Annotated in this window: 11 protein-coding genes; 2 read left to right on the forward strand and 9 right to left on the reverse strand. The window is 43.4% G+C overall.

The features are described from left to right. Positions 1–23: 23 nt before the first annotated feature. From BSM4216_RS15165 to BSM4216_RS15185, 5 genes are all read right to left on the reverse strand, one after another. A complete protein-coding gene (locus BSM4216_RS15165) occupies positions 24–1,166 on the reverse strand; it encodes an acyl-CoA dehydrogenase (protein ID WP_048624254.1) in 1,143 nt (380 codons plus the stop codon). A gap of 15 nt (positions 1,167–1,181) precedes the next feature. Continuing rightward, positions 1,182–2,312: an acyl-CoA dehydrogenase gene (locus tag BSM4216_RS15170; RefSeq protein WP_048624255.1), complete on the reverse strand. Its 1,131-nt coding sequence runs from the start codon at positions 2,310–2,312 to the stop codon at positions 1,182–1,184. A 90-nt stretch (positions 2,313–2,402) separates the two neighbouring features. Further along, on the reverse strand, positions 2,403–3,254 hold the full coding sequence (locus tag BSM4216_RS15175; RefSeq protein ID WP_048624256.1) for a 3-hydroxybutyryl-CoA dehydrogenase: 852 nt from the start codon (positions 3,252–3,254) through the stop codon (positions 2,403–2,405). 274 nt (positions 3,255–3,528) lie between these two features. Beyond that, entirely contained in the window at positions 3,529–4,716 is a 1,188-nt protein-coding gene (locus tag BSM4216_RS15180; RefSeq protein WP_048624257.1) for an acetyl-CoA C-acetyltransferase, read from the reverse strand. A gap of 185 nt (positions 4,717–4,901) precedes the next feature. Beyond that, positions 4,902–7,028 carry a (Fe-S)-binding protein gene (locus tag BSM4216_RS15185; protein WP_048624258.1) on the reverse strand — a complete coding sequence of 709 codons (2,127 nt, stop codon included), beginning with the start codon at positions 7,026–7,028 and terminating at the stop codon, positions 4,902–4,904. A 318-nt stretch (positions 7,029–7,346) separates the two neighbouring features. Between BSM4216_RS15185 and cls the strand changes: the two genes are divergently transcribed. Further along, positions 7,347–8,549: a cardiolipin synthase gene (gene cls / locus BSM4216_RS15190; RefSeq protein WP_048624259.1), complete on the forward strand. Its 1,203-nt coding sequence runs from the start codon at positions 7,347–7,349 to the stop codon at positions 8,547–8,549. A 185-nt stretch (positions 8,550–8,734) separates the two neighbouring features. Here the strand turns inward: cls and argS are convergent, their stop codons facing one another. From argS to speE, 4 genes are all read right to left on the reverse strand, one after another. Next, on the reverse strand, positions 8,735–10,405 hold the full coding sequence (argS, locus tag BSM4216_RS15200; protein ID WP_048624261.1) for an arginine--tRNA ligase: 1,671 nt from the start codon (positions 10,403–10,405) through the stop codon (positions 8,735–8,737). Then, entirely contained in the window at positions 10,402–10,932 is a 531-nt protein-coding gene (locus BSM4216_RS15205) for a YwiB family protein (RefSeq protein ID WP_048624262.1), read from the reverse strand. The genes argS and BSM4216_RS15205 overlap by 4 nt, the downstream gene beginning before the upstream one ends. Positions 10,933–11,264: 332 nt before the next feature. Then, entirely contained in the window at positions 11,265–12,134 is an 870-nt protein-coding gene (speB, locus tag BSM4216_RS15210) for an agmatinase (RefSeq protein WP_003353387.1), read from the reverse strand. 26 nt (positions 12,135–12,160) lie between these two features. Next, complete coding sequence (gene speE, locus BSM4216_RS15215; protein WP_003353388.1) at positions 12,161–12,991, reverse strand: spermidine synthase; 831 nt, start codon at positions 12,989–12,991, stop codon at positions 12,161–12,163. A gap of 332 nt (positions 12,992–13,323) precedes the next feature. Here speE and BSM4216_RS15220 point away from each other — a divergent pair, with 332 nt between their 5' ends. Continuing rightward, a complete protein-coding gene (locus tag BSM4216_RS15220; protein WP_048624263.1) occupies positions 13,324–15,381 on the forward strand; it encodes a transglycosylase domain-containing protein in 2,058 nt (685 codons plus the stop codon). Positions 15,382–15,498 lie beyond the last annotated feature (117 nt).

A 15,498-nucleotide genomic window follows, 5' to 3' on the forward strand; every position in this document is an offset into this window, starting at 1 on the left:
GCCGTTGATATTTTTTTCGATTTTTATTCCTTTGTTAACATTCTAGAGATAACCAGTTTTTGAATTTCTTGTGTTCCTTCATAGATTTGGGTGATTTTAGCATCACGCATAAAGCGTTCCACCGGATAATCTTTTGTAAACCCGTAGCCACCAAAAACTTGAACGGCTTCGATTGTGACTTTCATCGCTGTATCTCCGGCAAAAAGCTTCGACATGGCGGAAGCTTTTCCGTATGGAAGACCTTGCGATTCAAGCCAAGCAGCTTGATAGGTTAATAATCTGGCTGCTTCTACACCGGTTGCCATATCCGCTAATTTAAAAGAAATTCCTTGGTTGGCGATGATCGGCTTGCCAAATTGATGACGCTCTTTCGCGTAGGCTATTGCGGCATCCAAAGCGCCTTGAGCAATACCAACCGCCTGAGCGGCAATCCCATTTCTCCCTCCATCCAACGTCATCATGGCAATCTTAAAGCCATCTCCCTCATTTCCAAGAAGATTTTCTTTTGGAACCCGGCAATCTTCAAAAATAATTTCCGTCGTAGGCGAAGAGCGGATTCCCAGCTTTTTTTCTTTTTTGCCAATGGAAAATCCCTCAAATCCGCTTTCCACAATAAACGCGCTAATGCCACGGTGCTTCTTTTCCGGTTCCATCATGGCAAAGACGACATATATATCCGCTTCACCGCCGTTCGTGATAAAAATTTTCGACCCATTTAAGATGTAGTCATCTCCATCCCGCCGCGCAGTGGTTTTCATTGCACTGGCATCCGATCCAGATCCCGGTTCCGTCAAACCGTATGCTCCGATCTTTCTTCCTTCCGCCATTGGTCTTAAATATTTTTGTTTTTGCTCTTCACTGCCGAATTTATAAATCGGCCAACCGGCAAGAGATGTATGAGCCGAAAGGGTAACGCCAATAGAAGCGTCTACTCTTGACAGCTCTTCTATCGCAATACAGTACGCAAGATAATCACTGCCGATCCCGCCGTATTCTTCCGGCCACGGGATTCCAGTAAGGCCTAATTCTGCCATTTTTTCAAATAAAGTCCGATCAAAACGTTCTTCTTCGTCCCGTTCACTTGCAGTCGGCTCTACTTCCTTTTGGGCGAAATCACGTACTGTTTTTCGAATCATTTCATGCTCTTCCGATAATTGAAAATTCATTTTCAGCACCTCTTCTCACAACCGTTTACTAATGACGATTCTTTGTATTTCATTTGTTCCTTCATAGATTTGGGTGATTTTGGCATCTCGGAAATAGCGCTCAACGGGATGGTCTTTCGAATAGCCGTCTCTCCCGAAGACTTGGATCGCCTCTGTTGTGACTTCCATGGCGATATTGGATGCGAATAGTTTTGCCATGGATGCTTCCTTCTCGCATGGAAGCCCCCGGGAATGCAAAAACGCCGCCCGGTATACTAACAATTTTGCCGCTTCCACATTCGTTGCCATATCCGCCAATCGAAAGTCCACGCCTTGCTCGGAGATGGACGATTCACCTGTTGACCGCTGCTCTTTGACATAGGAGACCGCTTTTTCCAAGGCAGCTTCCGCAATTCCCAACGCTTGGGCCGCAATGCCGATGCGTCCGGTATTGAGATTGGTGATTGCCACCTTAAACCCCTCGCCTTCCTTTCCGAGTAAGTTTTCCGCTGACACTTTCATGTCTTCGAACGTCAATTGAACGGTTCGAGAGCCGTGAAGCCCCATTTTCCGTTCGTTTTTTCCTATATGAAAACCGGGAGTCTTCCTTTCAACGATAAAAGCGGAAATCCCTTTTCTTCCTGCTTCAGGATTAGTGGAGGCAAACACAATATATGTATTCGCCTCCCCTCCGTTCGTTATAAATATCTTTGAACCGTTTATAATATAGTGATCCCCTCGTTTGACCGCTCTCGTTCTTAAACTAGCCGCATCTGAACCGGAACCTGGCTCGGTCAGGCAAAAAGCTCCCAAATACTCTCCCTTTGCCAACTTCGGAATATACTTATGTTTTTGTTGAGGAGTTCCAAAATGCAAAATGGGATTCGTGCCAACGGACGTATGAACGGATAAAATAACTCCAATGGTTGCGCTGACTTTGGACAGCTCCTGAATTGCCAAAATATAAGAAATAAAATCCAGTCCGCGGCCTCCGTATTCTTCCGGAATAGGAATGCCCATTAGCCCCTTTTTTGCCATTTTGTCTACAATACGCCTCGGAAACTCCCCTTGCTCCATTCGGTCCAAATACGGCTCTATTTCTTCCTTGGCAAAATCATGAACCGCTTTTCGAAACATTTCCTGTTCTTCCGTGAAGTGAAGCTTCATCGCTGTCCCCCCAAGAAAGTAGTGATGACAGCCTAAACAGCTCTTCTCGCTGTCCCTGTTTTAAACCCCTTTGTCCTTATTCAAACAATGTTAAGAATATTCATAAAATCCTTTTCCCGTTTTTTTGCCTAGCCACCCAGCTTTTACATATTTTCTTAAAAGCGGACATGGACGATATTTATCATCGCCGAACCCTTCATGAAGGGTTTCCATAATATACAAGCAAGTATCAAGTCCGATAAAATCGGCCAACTTAAGCGGTCCCATTGGATGATTCATCCCCAATTTCATCACTTCATCGATGGCTTCTTTTGTTGCGACCCCTTCATATAATGCATAAATGGCTTCATTGATCATCGGCATCAGCACTCGGTTCGAAATAAATCCAGGGAAGTCATTTACTTCAATCGGCACTTTTTGAAGAGATTTGGTCATGGACTCAATGGATTGATACACTTCCTCCGCTGTTTGCAATCCGCGAATAATCTCCACAAGCCTCATTACCGGCACCGGATTCATAAAATGCATGCCGATTACTTTTTCCGGCCTATTCGTGGCCGCAGCGATTTCCGTGATCGGCAAGGATGAAGTATTGGAGGCCAAAATGGCGTGCTCCGGCGCATATTTGTCTAATTCAGCAAAAATGCTTTTTTTGACTTCCATATTTTCTACTGCTGCTTCAATGACTAAATCCACATCACCGGCATCTTGAATATCAATCGATTTCCTTAATCGGGAAAGCGTTTGATCTCTCTCCTCATTTGTTATCTTTCCCTTTTCCGCTTGCCGGGCTAAATTTCGGGCAATGACTGCGAAACCCTTGTCTAAAAATTCTTCCTTAATGTCGTTTACGATAACTTGATAGCCGGATTGCGCACAAACTTGTGCGATTCCGGACCCCATTTGGCCGGCGCCGACAACCATGACCGTTTTGATATCCATTCATTTCACCTCAACCATTCATTCGGGAACCAGACACTTCCAAATCTTCTTTTTCATTAGGAAGACAGCCTCCGTCCCCTTCACGCCAGCTAAAAAGGCGCAAAAAGGAGCAGCTGCCGGAGGCTTCCTTCTCCGGTTGTCAAAACGGTATCCCCATTGAATTCGTGTAATCTTTTCTATAGAATTTGAATCCCTCGCTTTTAAAGTGAAAACGATATCTGAGCCGCATCTGTCCTGACGAAAGGTCCATCAACCAAACAGGTAAAACCACGCTTTATTGTTTGGGAACGTCAATCATAACGGCATCACCTTGACCCCCGCCGCTGCAAATGGCCGCCACTCCTATTCCGCCGCCTCTTCTTCTTAACTCGTATGCCAACGTGAGAACTATCCGTGCTCCGCTTGCCCCGATCGGGTGGCCGAGAGCAACCGCCCCGCCATTGACATTGATTCTATCGAGATCGATCCCGGCTATTTGACTGCTTGCCAGCGCCACTACGGCAAAAGCTTCATTAATCTCAAATAAATCGATGTCATCAATTGATTTTCCGGTTTTTTTCAAAAGCTCATTAATGACCAATCCGGGAGTTTTCGGAAAATTTTCCGCCTCTACCGCCACAGCCTCATGAGCAATAATCCGAGCAAGGATGTTTTTGCCTTCTTTTTCGGCGCGCTCTTCGCTCATCAGAACCAGAGCCGCCGCTCCATCATTTACACCCGGAGCATTTCCCGCCGTGATCGTTCCGTCTCGATCAAAAGCCGGCTTTAATTTGGCCAGCTTCTCAATGGACGTATCTTTACGCGGCGCTTCATCATCGGACACCAACACCGGTTCGCCTTTTGGCTGCGGGACTTCGACAGGAACAATTTCCTCGGCAAACTTTCCTTCCTCCATTGCCTTAATGGCCAACTGATGGCTGCGATAAGCCCATTCATCTTGTTCTTCGCGGGAAATGCCCAGTTCTTTTCCGGTCTTGTTTCCGAACGTACCCATATGGACTCCTGAAAAGGCGCACGTTAAACCATCATAGATCATTAAATCCACCAATTTGTCATCGCCCATTCTCAAGCCGGAACGGACGTTTTGCAAAACGTAAGGAGCATTGGACATCGACTCCATTCCGCCTGCTACCACTACTTCTCCGTCTCCCGCACGAATGATTTGGTCCGCCAATGTGATGCTTCTTATTCCTGATGCGCAGACTTTATTGATCGTTTCCGTTTTGACGTTCCAAGGAATTCCCGCTTTTCTCGCGGCCTGTCTGGACGGAAGCTGCCCCTGTCCTCCTTGAAGAACGGTCCCGATGATCACCTCATCGACTTCCGCCGGTTGAACATTTGCTCGAAGCATCGCTTCTTTCATCGCGACCGCTCCAAGTTCGGGAGCCGTTAAAGAACGTAAACTCCCTCCAAGTTTTCCGATCGGCGTCCTTGCTCCCTCAACAATCACTGTTTTCACCATTTTTTCCATCTCCTTTCCCTTATAAAGGAAACGCTTACACACAAATGAACATTCGCTCAATGTATGGAATAAGGAGAAATGGACAAGTGCCCCTTATCATCTTTTCTTTATTTTAAATGAAATTCGGATGAAAGGTAAATACATTTTTGAAAATTCAAAATTTAATGCATTATATCGTCTTTTGATCAAGATGAAATTGGCATTTCTGCTTCTTTCGGACCAAACACTGCTCTTTCCAGAATTTCAGCAATATCCAGTGTAGCCACTGTCTCTTCCACTTCTTTAGCCTTTGTACCATCAGACAACATCGTCAAACAATAGGGACATCCTGAACTAATCACTGTCGGCCGGACAGCTAACGCTTGTTCAGTGCGAGCCACGTTGATACGTTGACCTGTGTCTTCTTCTGTCCACATCAATCCTCCGCCTGCCCCGCAACACATTCCTGTTTCACGATTGCGCTCCATTTCCACCAATTTTACCCCTTTAATGGACTTCAAAATATCCCGCGGCGGGTCAAAAACATCATTGTAACGGCCCAAATAACAAGAATCATGGAATGTGATCGTTTCATTCACTTCATATTTCGGCCGGAGTTTCCCTTCCCTTACCAGCTTGGCCAGAAGTTCAGTGTGATGATAGACTTCCGCTTTGAATCCAAAATCCGGATACTCATTTTTGAATACATTGTAAGCGTGCGGGTCAATAGTGACGATTTTCCGCACTCCAATCTTTTCAAATTCCGCGATATTTTGTTGAGCCAGCTCTTGGAATAAAAATTCATTTCCAAGGCGGCGTGGTGTATCGCCGGAATTTTTTTCTTTATTTCCGAGAATGGCAAACTTAACGCCCGCTTCATTTAGCAATTTTGCAAAAGACAAAGCAATTTTTTGGCTGCGGTTGTCAAATGAACCCATCGATCCAACCCAGAATAAATACTCGAATTCCTCTCCCGCTTTCTTCATTTCTTTTACAGTCGGAACATGAACGTCTTCTTGAGCATCCCGCCAATTTTCTCTATCTTTTCTGTTTAACCCCCACGGATTCCCTTGCCTTTCTATGTTCTGCATGACTCTTTGGGCATCAGGCGCCACTTTCCCTTCTGTTAAAACAAGATAGCGGCGCAAATCAATAATCTTGTCGACATGCTCATTCATCACCGGGCATTGGTCTTCACAATTGCGGCAAGTGGTGCATGCCCAAATTTCTTCTTCGGTGATGACATCGCCTATTAAAGATGGGTTATAGTCTACAGCGGCTGCGGCTTCTATGGACCCTTCGTTTTTCGCGGCCAAAGCAAGCTGATTTCCTTTCGTATTTTGAAAAGCGAACGCCGGCACCCAAGGCTGTTTGGAGGTGACCGAGGCTCCGTAATTCGTTAAATGATCCCGAAGTTTGACGATCAAATCCATCGGTGACAACATTTTTCCTGTCCCTGTCGCCGGACACATATTTGTGCATCTTCCGCATTCCACGCAAGCATAAAGATCAACAAGCTGAAGTTGTGTGAAATCTTCAATTTTGCCGACCCCGAACGATTGTTGAGATTCATCTTCAAAATTGATAGGGTGTAGTTTTCCTTTATGGTCCAGCCGATTTAAATACACATTTGCGGGACCGGCGATCAAGTGAGCATGTTTAGATTGAGGCACATAAACAAGGAATGTCAGCAGAACGAGCAAGTGAATCCACCAGAAAATATAGAATACGGTGACAGCAGCTGTCTTGCCGATCCCCGTTAGAGCCACCGCTATGGCGGAAGCTACCGGCTCGTTCCAAGTCCAGCTAATGGATGGTTCGTGCCAAATGATGTCCATGCCGTTACCCGCCAATACGGATATCATGAGCGATCCAATAAAGAGAAGTACGAGTCCCGCTTTAAAATTTCGTTTTAAACGAACAAGCTTTTCAATATATCGGCGATAAAACGCCCAACCTACCGCAAATAAAATCAGCAAACTGACGATTTCCTGAAAAAAAGTAAAACCTGGATACACCGGACCAAGCGGCAAATGGGACCCCGGGGCAATTCCTTTCCAAATAAAATCGACCGCCCCAAACTGCACAAGAATAAATCCGTAGAAAAAAATCACATGGTATATTCCGCTTTTCTTGTCTTTCAATAATTTTTGCTGGCCGAAAACATAAACCCAAATCTTGTTCAAACGCTCTTTAACACGGTGGTCAAACTCTGTTTTTTTTCCCAGTTTGATGTATTCTATTCGCGTTTTGACCACATAGGCAAACAAATACACAGCGTAAGCAGTGACAAGAATGGCCGCAATCAAATTTACCCATAATAATCCATTCATATCTTCTTCAGCACTCCCTTCCCCTATCTTTGAACAGCTCTTCTTTTCAATTATATTAGAGTAAAAATATATAATTTTCTGAATTTACTTATTTCTATTATATAATGAATGAATGTTCAGTCAACCTTTTTCTCGAACAAACTTTTTCAATCAACCAAAAACAGACAGCGGATCGAGGCTTTCATTCCTGGAATTTTATCTTCAATAACAGGCTAAATGCTTCTTGAAGCAACAAGATCCTTTCATTCTCGCACGTAAAATGGCTAGGAATGGGACAGACTAAAAAAAGATGACGACATATGGAAAGGGGATGGCTTTATGATATGGATGTGGGCTGTTGGATTGGTTATCGTTCTCATTATTTGGTTGACCATCGATTTTTACTTCGGAAAAAAATGGTTTAGAAAACGCGTCGCGCTGCGAAATTATCCTATACAGACAGGAGATCTTGAATTCATTACGGATGGACAGGATTTTTTCAAACGTTTGTTTAAAGATATAAACGATTCGACCAGTTCTATTGATATCCTCTTTTATATCGTAAAAAACGACGCCCTTAGCGAACATTTTTTAAAGCTTTTAGAGCAAAAAGCGAAAGAAGGAATACAAGTCCGTCTTCTATGCGATTGGGTCGGAAGCTTCGGTTTAAAAAGAAAAAGGATCAAACAGTTAAAAGCCAATGGCGTTCAGTTTGCTTTTTCTAACCGCCCGAAACCCCCTTTTTTCTTTTTTACTTTTCAGCAGCGGAACCACCGCAAAATCACCATCATTGATAAAAAAATTGCTTATATCGGCGGCTTTAATATCGGCGGCGAATACATCGGGAGAAAGCTGCGTTTATCCCCCTGGCGCGACTACCATCTTCGCTTGACAGGCCCTGGCGTTTCAGATCTCCTAAAAGAATTTAGGATGGATTGGCAAGCGGCGGGTGAAAAAGATACGGAACCTGCAGACTCGTCTGTTCCAAATGCAGGAAATGGCGGAATCATGCATCAATTTACCTTTTCGGACGGAGTCGGCCTTGATGAACAATTAGAAAATGAGCTGTTGAAAGCAAAAAAGTCTATATTGATCGGCAGCCCTTACTTTATTCCAACGAAACGCCTTTTAGATGCTTTATTAAAAGCTCTCAAACGAGGCGTCCGTGTCTCCGTTATCATCCCTTGTAAAAAAGACCATCCGCTTGTTCGGGAAGCCGCCTATCCTTTTCTTCAACAAATATTGAAAGCAGGAGCAAACGTTTACGAATTTCAAGCCGGTTTCTACCACGCAAAAGCGATCATCATTGATCATGAGAAAGCCATTATCGGAACGACGAACTTTGACCAAAGAAGCGTCAGCCTGAATTTTGAGTGCAATTGCTTTATTTACAACCCTTCTTTTATCCAAAACGTGATCATGAAAGAGATTCAAGAAGACATACGTCAATCGAAAATCATGACGTATAAAGAAGCCAAAAAAATGGATCCGGCAACCTATGCAAAAGCCACATTGGCTAAAACGCTGCTTCCTTTGCTATAAAATGAGGCGTTCAGCTTCTTCTTTCCATGAAAAAAGGGGGTATACCCCCTATTGCATGAAAGGCTCTCCATTCCTCCAGTTTTGGCCCGTTTTTTGGACGAAATCGCTGTTTCTTCCGAAAAAACGCCTCGAGGAATGGGCAAGCCGAATGAAATAGCAAAAAATGTTCTTGAATCGCTTTTTTCTCACATTTTTTCCGGTGCAGAAACACCGATCAAGCTTAATGCATTTTTAAGCGTTATTTGAACGGCTTTCACTAAAGAAAGTCGAGCCTTGGATAAAGGAAGATGATCTTGATCCAAAACTTTATTGGCATTGTAAAAGCTGTGGAAAGCAGAAGCCAACTCTTGAATGTAATTGGCTACCCGGTGTGGCGTCCGCTTTTCTGCTGCGTCAGCGATAACTAGTGGAAAATATCCTAGTTTTTTCAATAAATCAATTTCTTTTTCCGTTCCAAGCAACGATAAATCTACTTGATCATCAATAGAAATTTGCTGTTCTTCCGCTTGCCGCAAAATGCTGCAAATGCGCGCATGAGCGTATTGTGCATAATAAACCGGGTTTTCATTAGACTGAGAAACGGCAAGATCCAAATCAAAATCCATATGAGTGTCCCCGCTTCTCATCGCGAAAAAGTAACGAACCGCATCCAGACCCACTTCTTCAATCAGTTCACGCATTGTGACCGCTTTTCCGGTACGTTTGCTCATTTTCATCTTTTCGCCGTTTTTGTATAAATGAACAAGCTGTATAATTTCTACTTCCAGATTCTCTGCATTAAAGCCAAGCGCCGAGATTGCTGCCTTCATTCTCGGAATATAGCCGTGGTGGTCCGCTCCCCAAATATTGATCACTTTATCAAACCCGCGTTCGAATTTATCGCGGTGATACGCGATATCCGGTGTTAAATATGTGTAAGAACCGTCGCTTTTAATGAGTACACGATCTTTGTCATCGCCAAAAGCGGTAGAGCGAAACCAAAGAGCACCGTCTTTTTCATATGTGTAGCCGCTTTTGCGCAATACTTCCAACGCTTCATCGATTTTTCCATTTTTATAAAGAGATGTTTCCGAATACCAAACATCGAAAGATACACGGAAGTTTTCTAAATCTTTTTTCAGTTTTTCCATTTCATATTTCAAGCCGTATTCTCTGAAAAATTGATAGCGTTCTTGCTCGTCTACATGAAGATATCGATCCCCGAACTCTTCTGCTAAACGTTTCCCGATCTGGACGATATCTTCTCCATAATAGCCGTCTTCCGGCAAATCTTTATCTTTTCCGAGCGCCTGAAAATAACGAGCCTCCACGGAAAGGGCAAGATTATGGATTTGGTTTCCGGCATCATTAATATAATACTCGCGCGTCACTTCATAACCGGCTTTTTCCATTACGTTGCACAATGAATCGCCGACTGCCGCCCCGCGGGCATGTCCAAGATGTAAATCGCCTGTTGGGTTAGCCGATACAAATTCCACTTGAATTTTTTGTCTAGCTCCCGCGTTGGACTCGCCGTAGCGGTCTTTCGCCTCTAAAATGGCCGGAATTAACTTTGTTAAATAATGATGATCCATAAAAAAATTAATAAAACCCGGTCCGGCAATTTCGATTTCATTTACCGATGCCTGGGAACGATCGAATTGATTCTTAATTTCATCCGCAATTTGGCGAGGCGGCTTTTTCGCGATTCGAGCCAACTGCATCGCAATATTGGTCGAATAGTCGCCGTGCGCTTTATCTTTTGGAGTTTCTAACACAATAGCCGGCAACTCTTCCTCCGCTGCCAGCCCCGCTTTTAACACAGCCGCTTTAATTTCCGATTTCAACTGTTCCTGAATCTTTCCTACGATATTCATACATTCTTTACCTCCTCAAACGTGATGGACAAGGAATATATTCCGAGGAACTTTCCTTGCATAAATAAATCGTATGTCAAAGCCAAACGGCCGTTCAACGGCTTCTCGCTGTATGTATATCGATCCATGTTCCGGGTGATCGTATTTAATAACAGTGTACCATAAGGGCTGTCGTAAGAACCGCTCATCGGGTGATTTTTATCGAAAACAAGCCTGGATTTTACCGCTCCATTTCTTAAAATGACGGCTTCTTCACCTGACATCTTTACAATCGTTCTAACGGTCCCTTCTTCTTGGACTTCCGTATATTTTAAGTAAACGGATCCGCCTTTTTCAAAGTATTCCCCAAATAAAACCAGTTCAAATTCTTCCTTTTCCTCATCGTTCGTAATCACTGTAGACAGATGAATTTTGACTGTTCTTTTTTGGTCGATCGAATCCGCCAAACCCTCCACATCCCTTTCAAAAAGACTCATTCCATTTATTTGCATCTTTAAATCAATGTCAACAGTCATGTCGAGCGGCACTTTTAATCCTCTTGGGACAATATTCTGGAAAGTGCAATGACTCGTTTTCACTTTTGCGGTGCCATGCCCAATGTTTTCATTCCTGTTCAATCAAACTAAAAAAACCGTTCCGTTTTTCGTTCACTATAACTTTATCATTATAAGAGGGATTTCTTCAAAAGGCAATGTAGGGAGTCTTTAAAAAATTTTTCCACACCTTTTCTAATTAAAAGCTTGCTTAACGAAATCAAATTTTATAAAAAAAAGATCTGCCCTAAAACAGCTTAGCCGGGAAGTTTTCCTTCCCCCAGCCGTCTTGAGCAGATCCTTTTTTATAAGCCAAAATGATATGATTAAAACCAGCCCAACAGCATTTCGCGAATCAATTTGCTGGCTGTATTAGCCGTTTGCTCAGAGTGGTCGTACACAGGCGCCACCTCGACAAGGTCGGCTCCCACCACTTGAACTTCGGAACGGCTGATTTCCAAAATGGATGCGAGCAATTCTTTTGAAGTAATCCCGCCGCAATCTACCGTTCCGGTTCCCGGAGCGTGAGCCGGATCCAGCACATCGATATCAATCGTCACATAAACCGGCCGGCCTTTTAATCGTGGCAAAATCTCTTTTAAAGGTTCAAGAACTTCAAATTTGGCAATGTACATACCATTTTCTTTCGCCCATTGAAATTCTTCTTTCATTCCGGAGCGTATGCCAAACGAAAATACATTCTCAGGACCGATCAATTCAGCTACTTTTCGAATCGGAGTCGCATGGGATAAAGGCTCTCCTTCATAATCCGTCCGCAAATCCGTATGGGCATCCATATGAATCACCGCCAAATTTGGATAGCGCTTATAGACGGATTTAATGACCGGCCACGACACGAGATGCTCTCCCCCCATTCCCAGAGGAGATTTCCCGTCTGCCAGCAATTGGTCAATATACTCTTCGATTATTTTTAAGCTTCTTTCTGCATTCCCGAAAGGAAGGGGGATATCGCCGGCATCAAAATAGCGGATTTCCTTTAGTTCTCTGTCCAAATAAGGGCTGTATTCCTCAAGTCCAATCGACACTTCCCGAATCCGGGCCGGCCCGAACCGGGAACCTGGCCGGTAACTGACCGTCCAATCCATCGGCATACCGTATATGACGACTGAACTTTCCTCGTAATTTGGATGGCTGCCAATAAACACATTTCCCGAGTAAGCTTCGTCAAAGCGCATGTTTCAAGACCTCCCTGTGGCACCTCTTATTTTGTCAAATCTTGCACAAATTTCGGCAAAACAAATGCTGCTTTATGAATTTCTTTCGTATAGTATTTTGTTTCAATATCAAGAAATTGTTCATCAGGCACCGCAAGCGGGTCATATTTTTTCGAACCGATGGTAAATGACCATAAACCGCTTGGATACGTCGGGATATTGGCAAGATACAATCTCGTAATCGGGAAGATTTCCTTTACGTCCTTCTGAACTTTGCGGATTAAATCGGCTTTGAACCAAGGGTTATCGGTTTGTGCGACAAAAATGCCGTCCTCTTTCAGCGCTTTGGAAATTCCGGCGTAAAAGCCTTTTGTAAATAAATTGACTGCCGGTCCGACCGGTTCCGTTGAATCAACCATGATGACATCGTATTCATTTTCACTTTGTGCGATATGCATAAAACCGTCGTCGACTTTTACTTCCACTCGTTCATCTTCCAACCCGGATGCAATCTCCGGCAAGTATTTCTTGGAATACTCAATGACCTTGCCATCGATATCGACTAAAGTCGCTTTTTTCACATTCGGATGCTTGAGCACTTCACGGATTACACCGCCGTCTCCTCCACCCACGACCAGAACGTTTTCCGGGTTTGGATGAGTAAACAACGGAACATGCGCCACCATTTCATGGTACACAAATTCGTCTCGTTGAGTGGTCATCACCATTCCGTCGAGAAGAAGCATGTTTCCCCACTCTTCCGTTTCAACCATTTCCAAGTATTGGAAGTCCGTTTTCTCTGTATGTAAAGTCCGTTTGACCTTCATCGTAATTCCAAAATTTTCCGTCTGCTTTTCAGTAAACCAAAGTCCAGCCATTAACCTGCTTCCTTTCATTTTAAATTTGTTCTAAACATTTTCAGCCATTTTTCTCATGAAACGATAGATTTTATCCATCGTTTAGCTTATTAGAATTCCCCATTCTTATCAAATTTACAAGATGGGAGTTTTCTGATTAAAAGAGTGGAAAAACAATAAATCCTAAAAGAAAAAACCAAACATGTCAATCAGTATATTGGAAACTGCCAAAATTTCAAGAGTTTTTTTCTGCCTATGCCGCTCCTTTCACCTGCCGATGTTTAAAAAGCTGACTTTTTTTTCATACTAAAAAATGAGAGAAAACTGCTTTTATATACAAGCGGGGTGAAAATATGGAAATTATCACAAATTCAAGATCCAGTAAAACCGTGAAATACTTTCGAGCTTTCTTCTTTATTTCCCTGCTTTTATTGATATTATTTTCGGCCGGAGTTCTCGCCATATTCTCCTATGCAAAACTTTTAGGTCCTCCGCCGCTTTCAGTTCCTCAATCTACTCTTTTGTATGCGGACGACGGAACGTTAATAGGAGAATCCAACCGCGGAGAAAAACGATATTGGGTGAAAATAGAGGACATTTCTCCTTACCTCCTCGATGCCACCGTTTCGATAGAAGACCAAAAGTTTTACGAACATCATGGGTTTGATTTAAAAAGAATTGCCGGAGCCGCTTTGGCTGATGTAAAAGCGATGTCCAAAGTTCAGGGAGCCAGCACCATTTCCCAGCAGTATGCCCGCAATTTATTTCTTCATCACGACAAAACGTGGAACCGAAAATTGTTGGAAGCATTTTATACGATCCGCTTGGAAATGAATTACACAAAAAAACAGATTTTAGAAGGATATGTGAACACCATCTATTATGGCCACGGCGCATATGGGATTGAAGCAGCCAGCAAATTTTATTTCAATAAAGATGCGAAAGACCTTTCTCTCGCGGAAGCCAGTATGCTGGCCGGCATTCCTAAAGGCCCCAGCATCTACTCGCCGCTTATTTCTTTTCAAAAAGCGAAAGAACGTCAATTATTAATATTGCGCAAAATGGAGAAAGACGGCTATATTACTGCCAAACAACGCCAACAGGCAGAAAAAGAGAAACTAACGATTGTCGGAAAACAATCGGATCCGAAAAACAATATAGCCCCTTATTTTCAAGATGTCGTCAAACAAAAGCTGAAAACGGATTTGGGCTTGGACGATCGAACGATTGAATTCGGCGGGCTTCGAGTCTATACAACCTTAAATTTGAAACAGCAAAAACTGGCAGAAAAAGTAATCCAAAATCAAATCTCTCCAAACTCTCAAATACAGGTAGGGCTCGTGGCAATGGAACCGAAAACCGGCTACGTCACCGCGCTTGTCGGAGGGCGCAATTATGAACAAAGCCCTTTCAATCGTGCTGTGCAAGCCATCCGGCAGCCGGGTTCCACTATGAAGCCCTTTCTCTACTATGCTGCTTTGGAGCACGGCTTTACACCTGCCACAACGTTAAGAAGCGAATATACTGTTTTTCATTTCAACCATGGTCAAAACACCTACACACCGCACAATTTTAACGACCAGTATGCCAACCGTGAAATTACGATGGCACAAGCTTTAGCTGTATCGGACAATATTTACGCCGTCAAAACCAATATTTTTCTTAAGCCGAAAACATTGATCGAAACGGCCAAAAAATTCGGAATTACAACCCCATTGGAAAATGTCCCTTCTTTGGCACTTGGGACTTCCGGGGTCAAATTAATCGAAATGGTGAACGCCTACTCGATGTTTGCCAACGGAGGGAAACAAATCGAGCCCGTTTTTATCAAAAGAGTAGAAGACTCCCACGGAAATGTGATTTATGATAATCACCCTTTGCAAAAGCAAATATTGGATAAACGTCTCGCTTTTGTGATGACCCATATGATGACGGGCATGTTCGATAAAAAATTAAACGGCTACGCAACGGTCACAGGAGCATCAATGCTGAAAGATCTGACAAGACCTTATGCCGGCAAATCAGGCTCGACTTCCGCCGATCATTGGATGATCGGCTTCTCCCCTCAGCTGACAACAGGGATATGGACGGGATACGATAACGGAAAAGAAATAACATTAACAGAGGACAAGAAACTCGCGAAAAAAATTTGGGCCGCTTTTATGGAAAAATCGTTAAAAGGGCAGCCTAAGAAATCATTCAAACCACCAAAAGGAGTGAAAGCGGTCGCCATCAATCCGCTGAACGGAAAACTGGCAACCAAAGACTGCCCCGTTTCCGTAAAGACTTATTTTGTTGCCGGAACCGAGCCGACCGAATATTGTACGGAACACTTGAAGAAAAAAGATCATTCAAATCCAACCAAAAAGAAAGAAGAAAAAAATTGGTTTCAAAGGTTGTTTGGCTTGTAACCAAACGGCCTGCCAACAGAAAAAGCCCGGAATCTGTCTACCGGGTTTTTTCGTGTCTTCATTATTCTTAGTGGCAAACGGTTCGAACATCCTTGTTTTTTCTAACAACTATCTTAG

This window comes from Bacillus smithii, from assembly GCF_001050115.1.
Taxonomy (GTDB): Bacteria; Bacillota; Bacilli; order Bacillales; family DSM-4216; genus Bacillus_O; species Bacillus_O smithii.

Coding starts and splice junctions, on each gene's coding strand:
- BSM4216_RS15165 (WP_048624254.1), bottom strand. CDS start 1,166: ATGAATTTTCAATTATCGGAAGAGCATGAAATGATTCGAAAAACAGTA.
- BSM4216_RS15170 (WP_048624255.1), bottom strand. CDS start 2,312: ATGAAGCTTCACTTCACGGAAGAACAGGAAATGTTTCGAAAAGCGGTT.
- BSM4216_RS15175 (WP_048624256.1), bottom strand. CDS start 3,254: ATGGATATCAAAACGGTCATGGTTGTCGGCGCCGGCCAAATGGGGTCC.
- BSM4216_RS15180 (WP_048624257.1), bottom strand. CDS start 4,716: ATGGTGAAAACAGTGATTGTTGAGGGAGCAAGGACGCCGATCGGAAAA.
- BSM4216_RS15185 (WP_048624258.1), bottom strand. CDS start 7,028: ATGAATGGATTATTATGGGTAAATTTGATTGCGGCCATTCTTGTCACT.
- cls (WP_048624259.1), top strand. CDS start 7,347: ATGATATGGATGTGGGCTGTTGGATTGGTTATCGTTCTCATTATTTGG.
- argS (WP_048624261.1), bottom strand. CDS start 10,405: ATGAATATCGTAGGAAAGATTCAGGAACAGTTGAAATCGGAAATTAAA.
- speB (WP_003353387.1), bottom strand. CDS start 12,134: ATGCGCTTTGACGAAGCTTACTCGGGAAATGTGTTTATTGGCAGCCAT.
- speE (WP_003353388.1), bottom strand. CDS start 12,991: ATGGCTGGACTTTGGTTTACTGAAAAGCAGACGGAAAATTTTGGAATT.
- BSM4216_RS15220 (WP_048624263.1), top strand. CDS start 13,324: ATGGAAATTATCACAAATTCAAGATCCAGTAAAACCGTGAAATACTTT.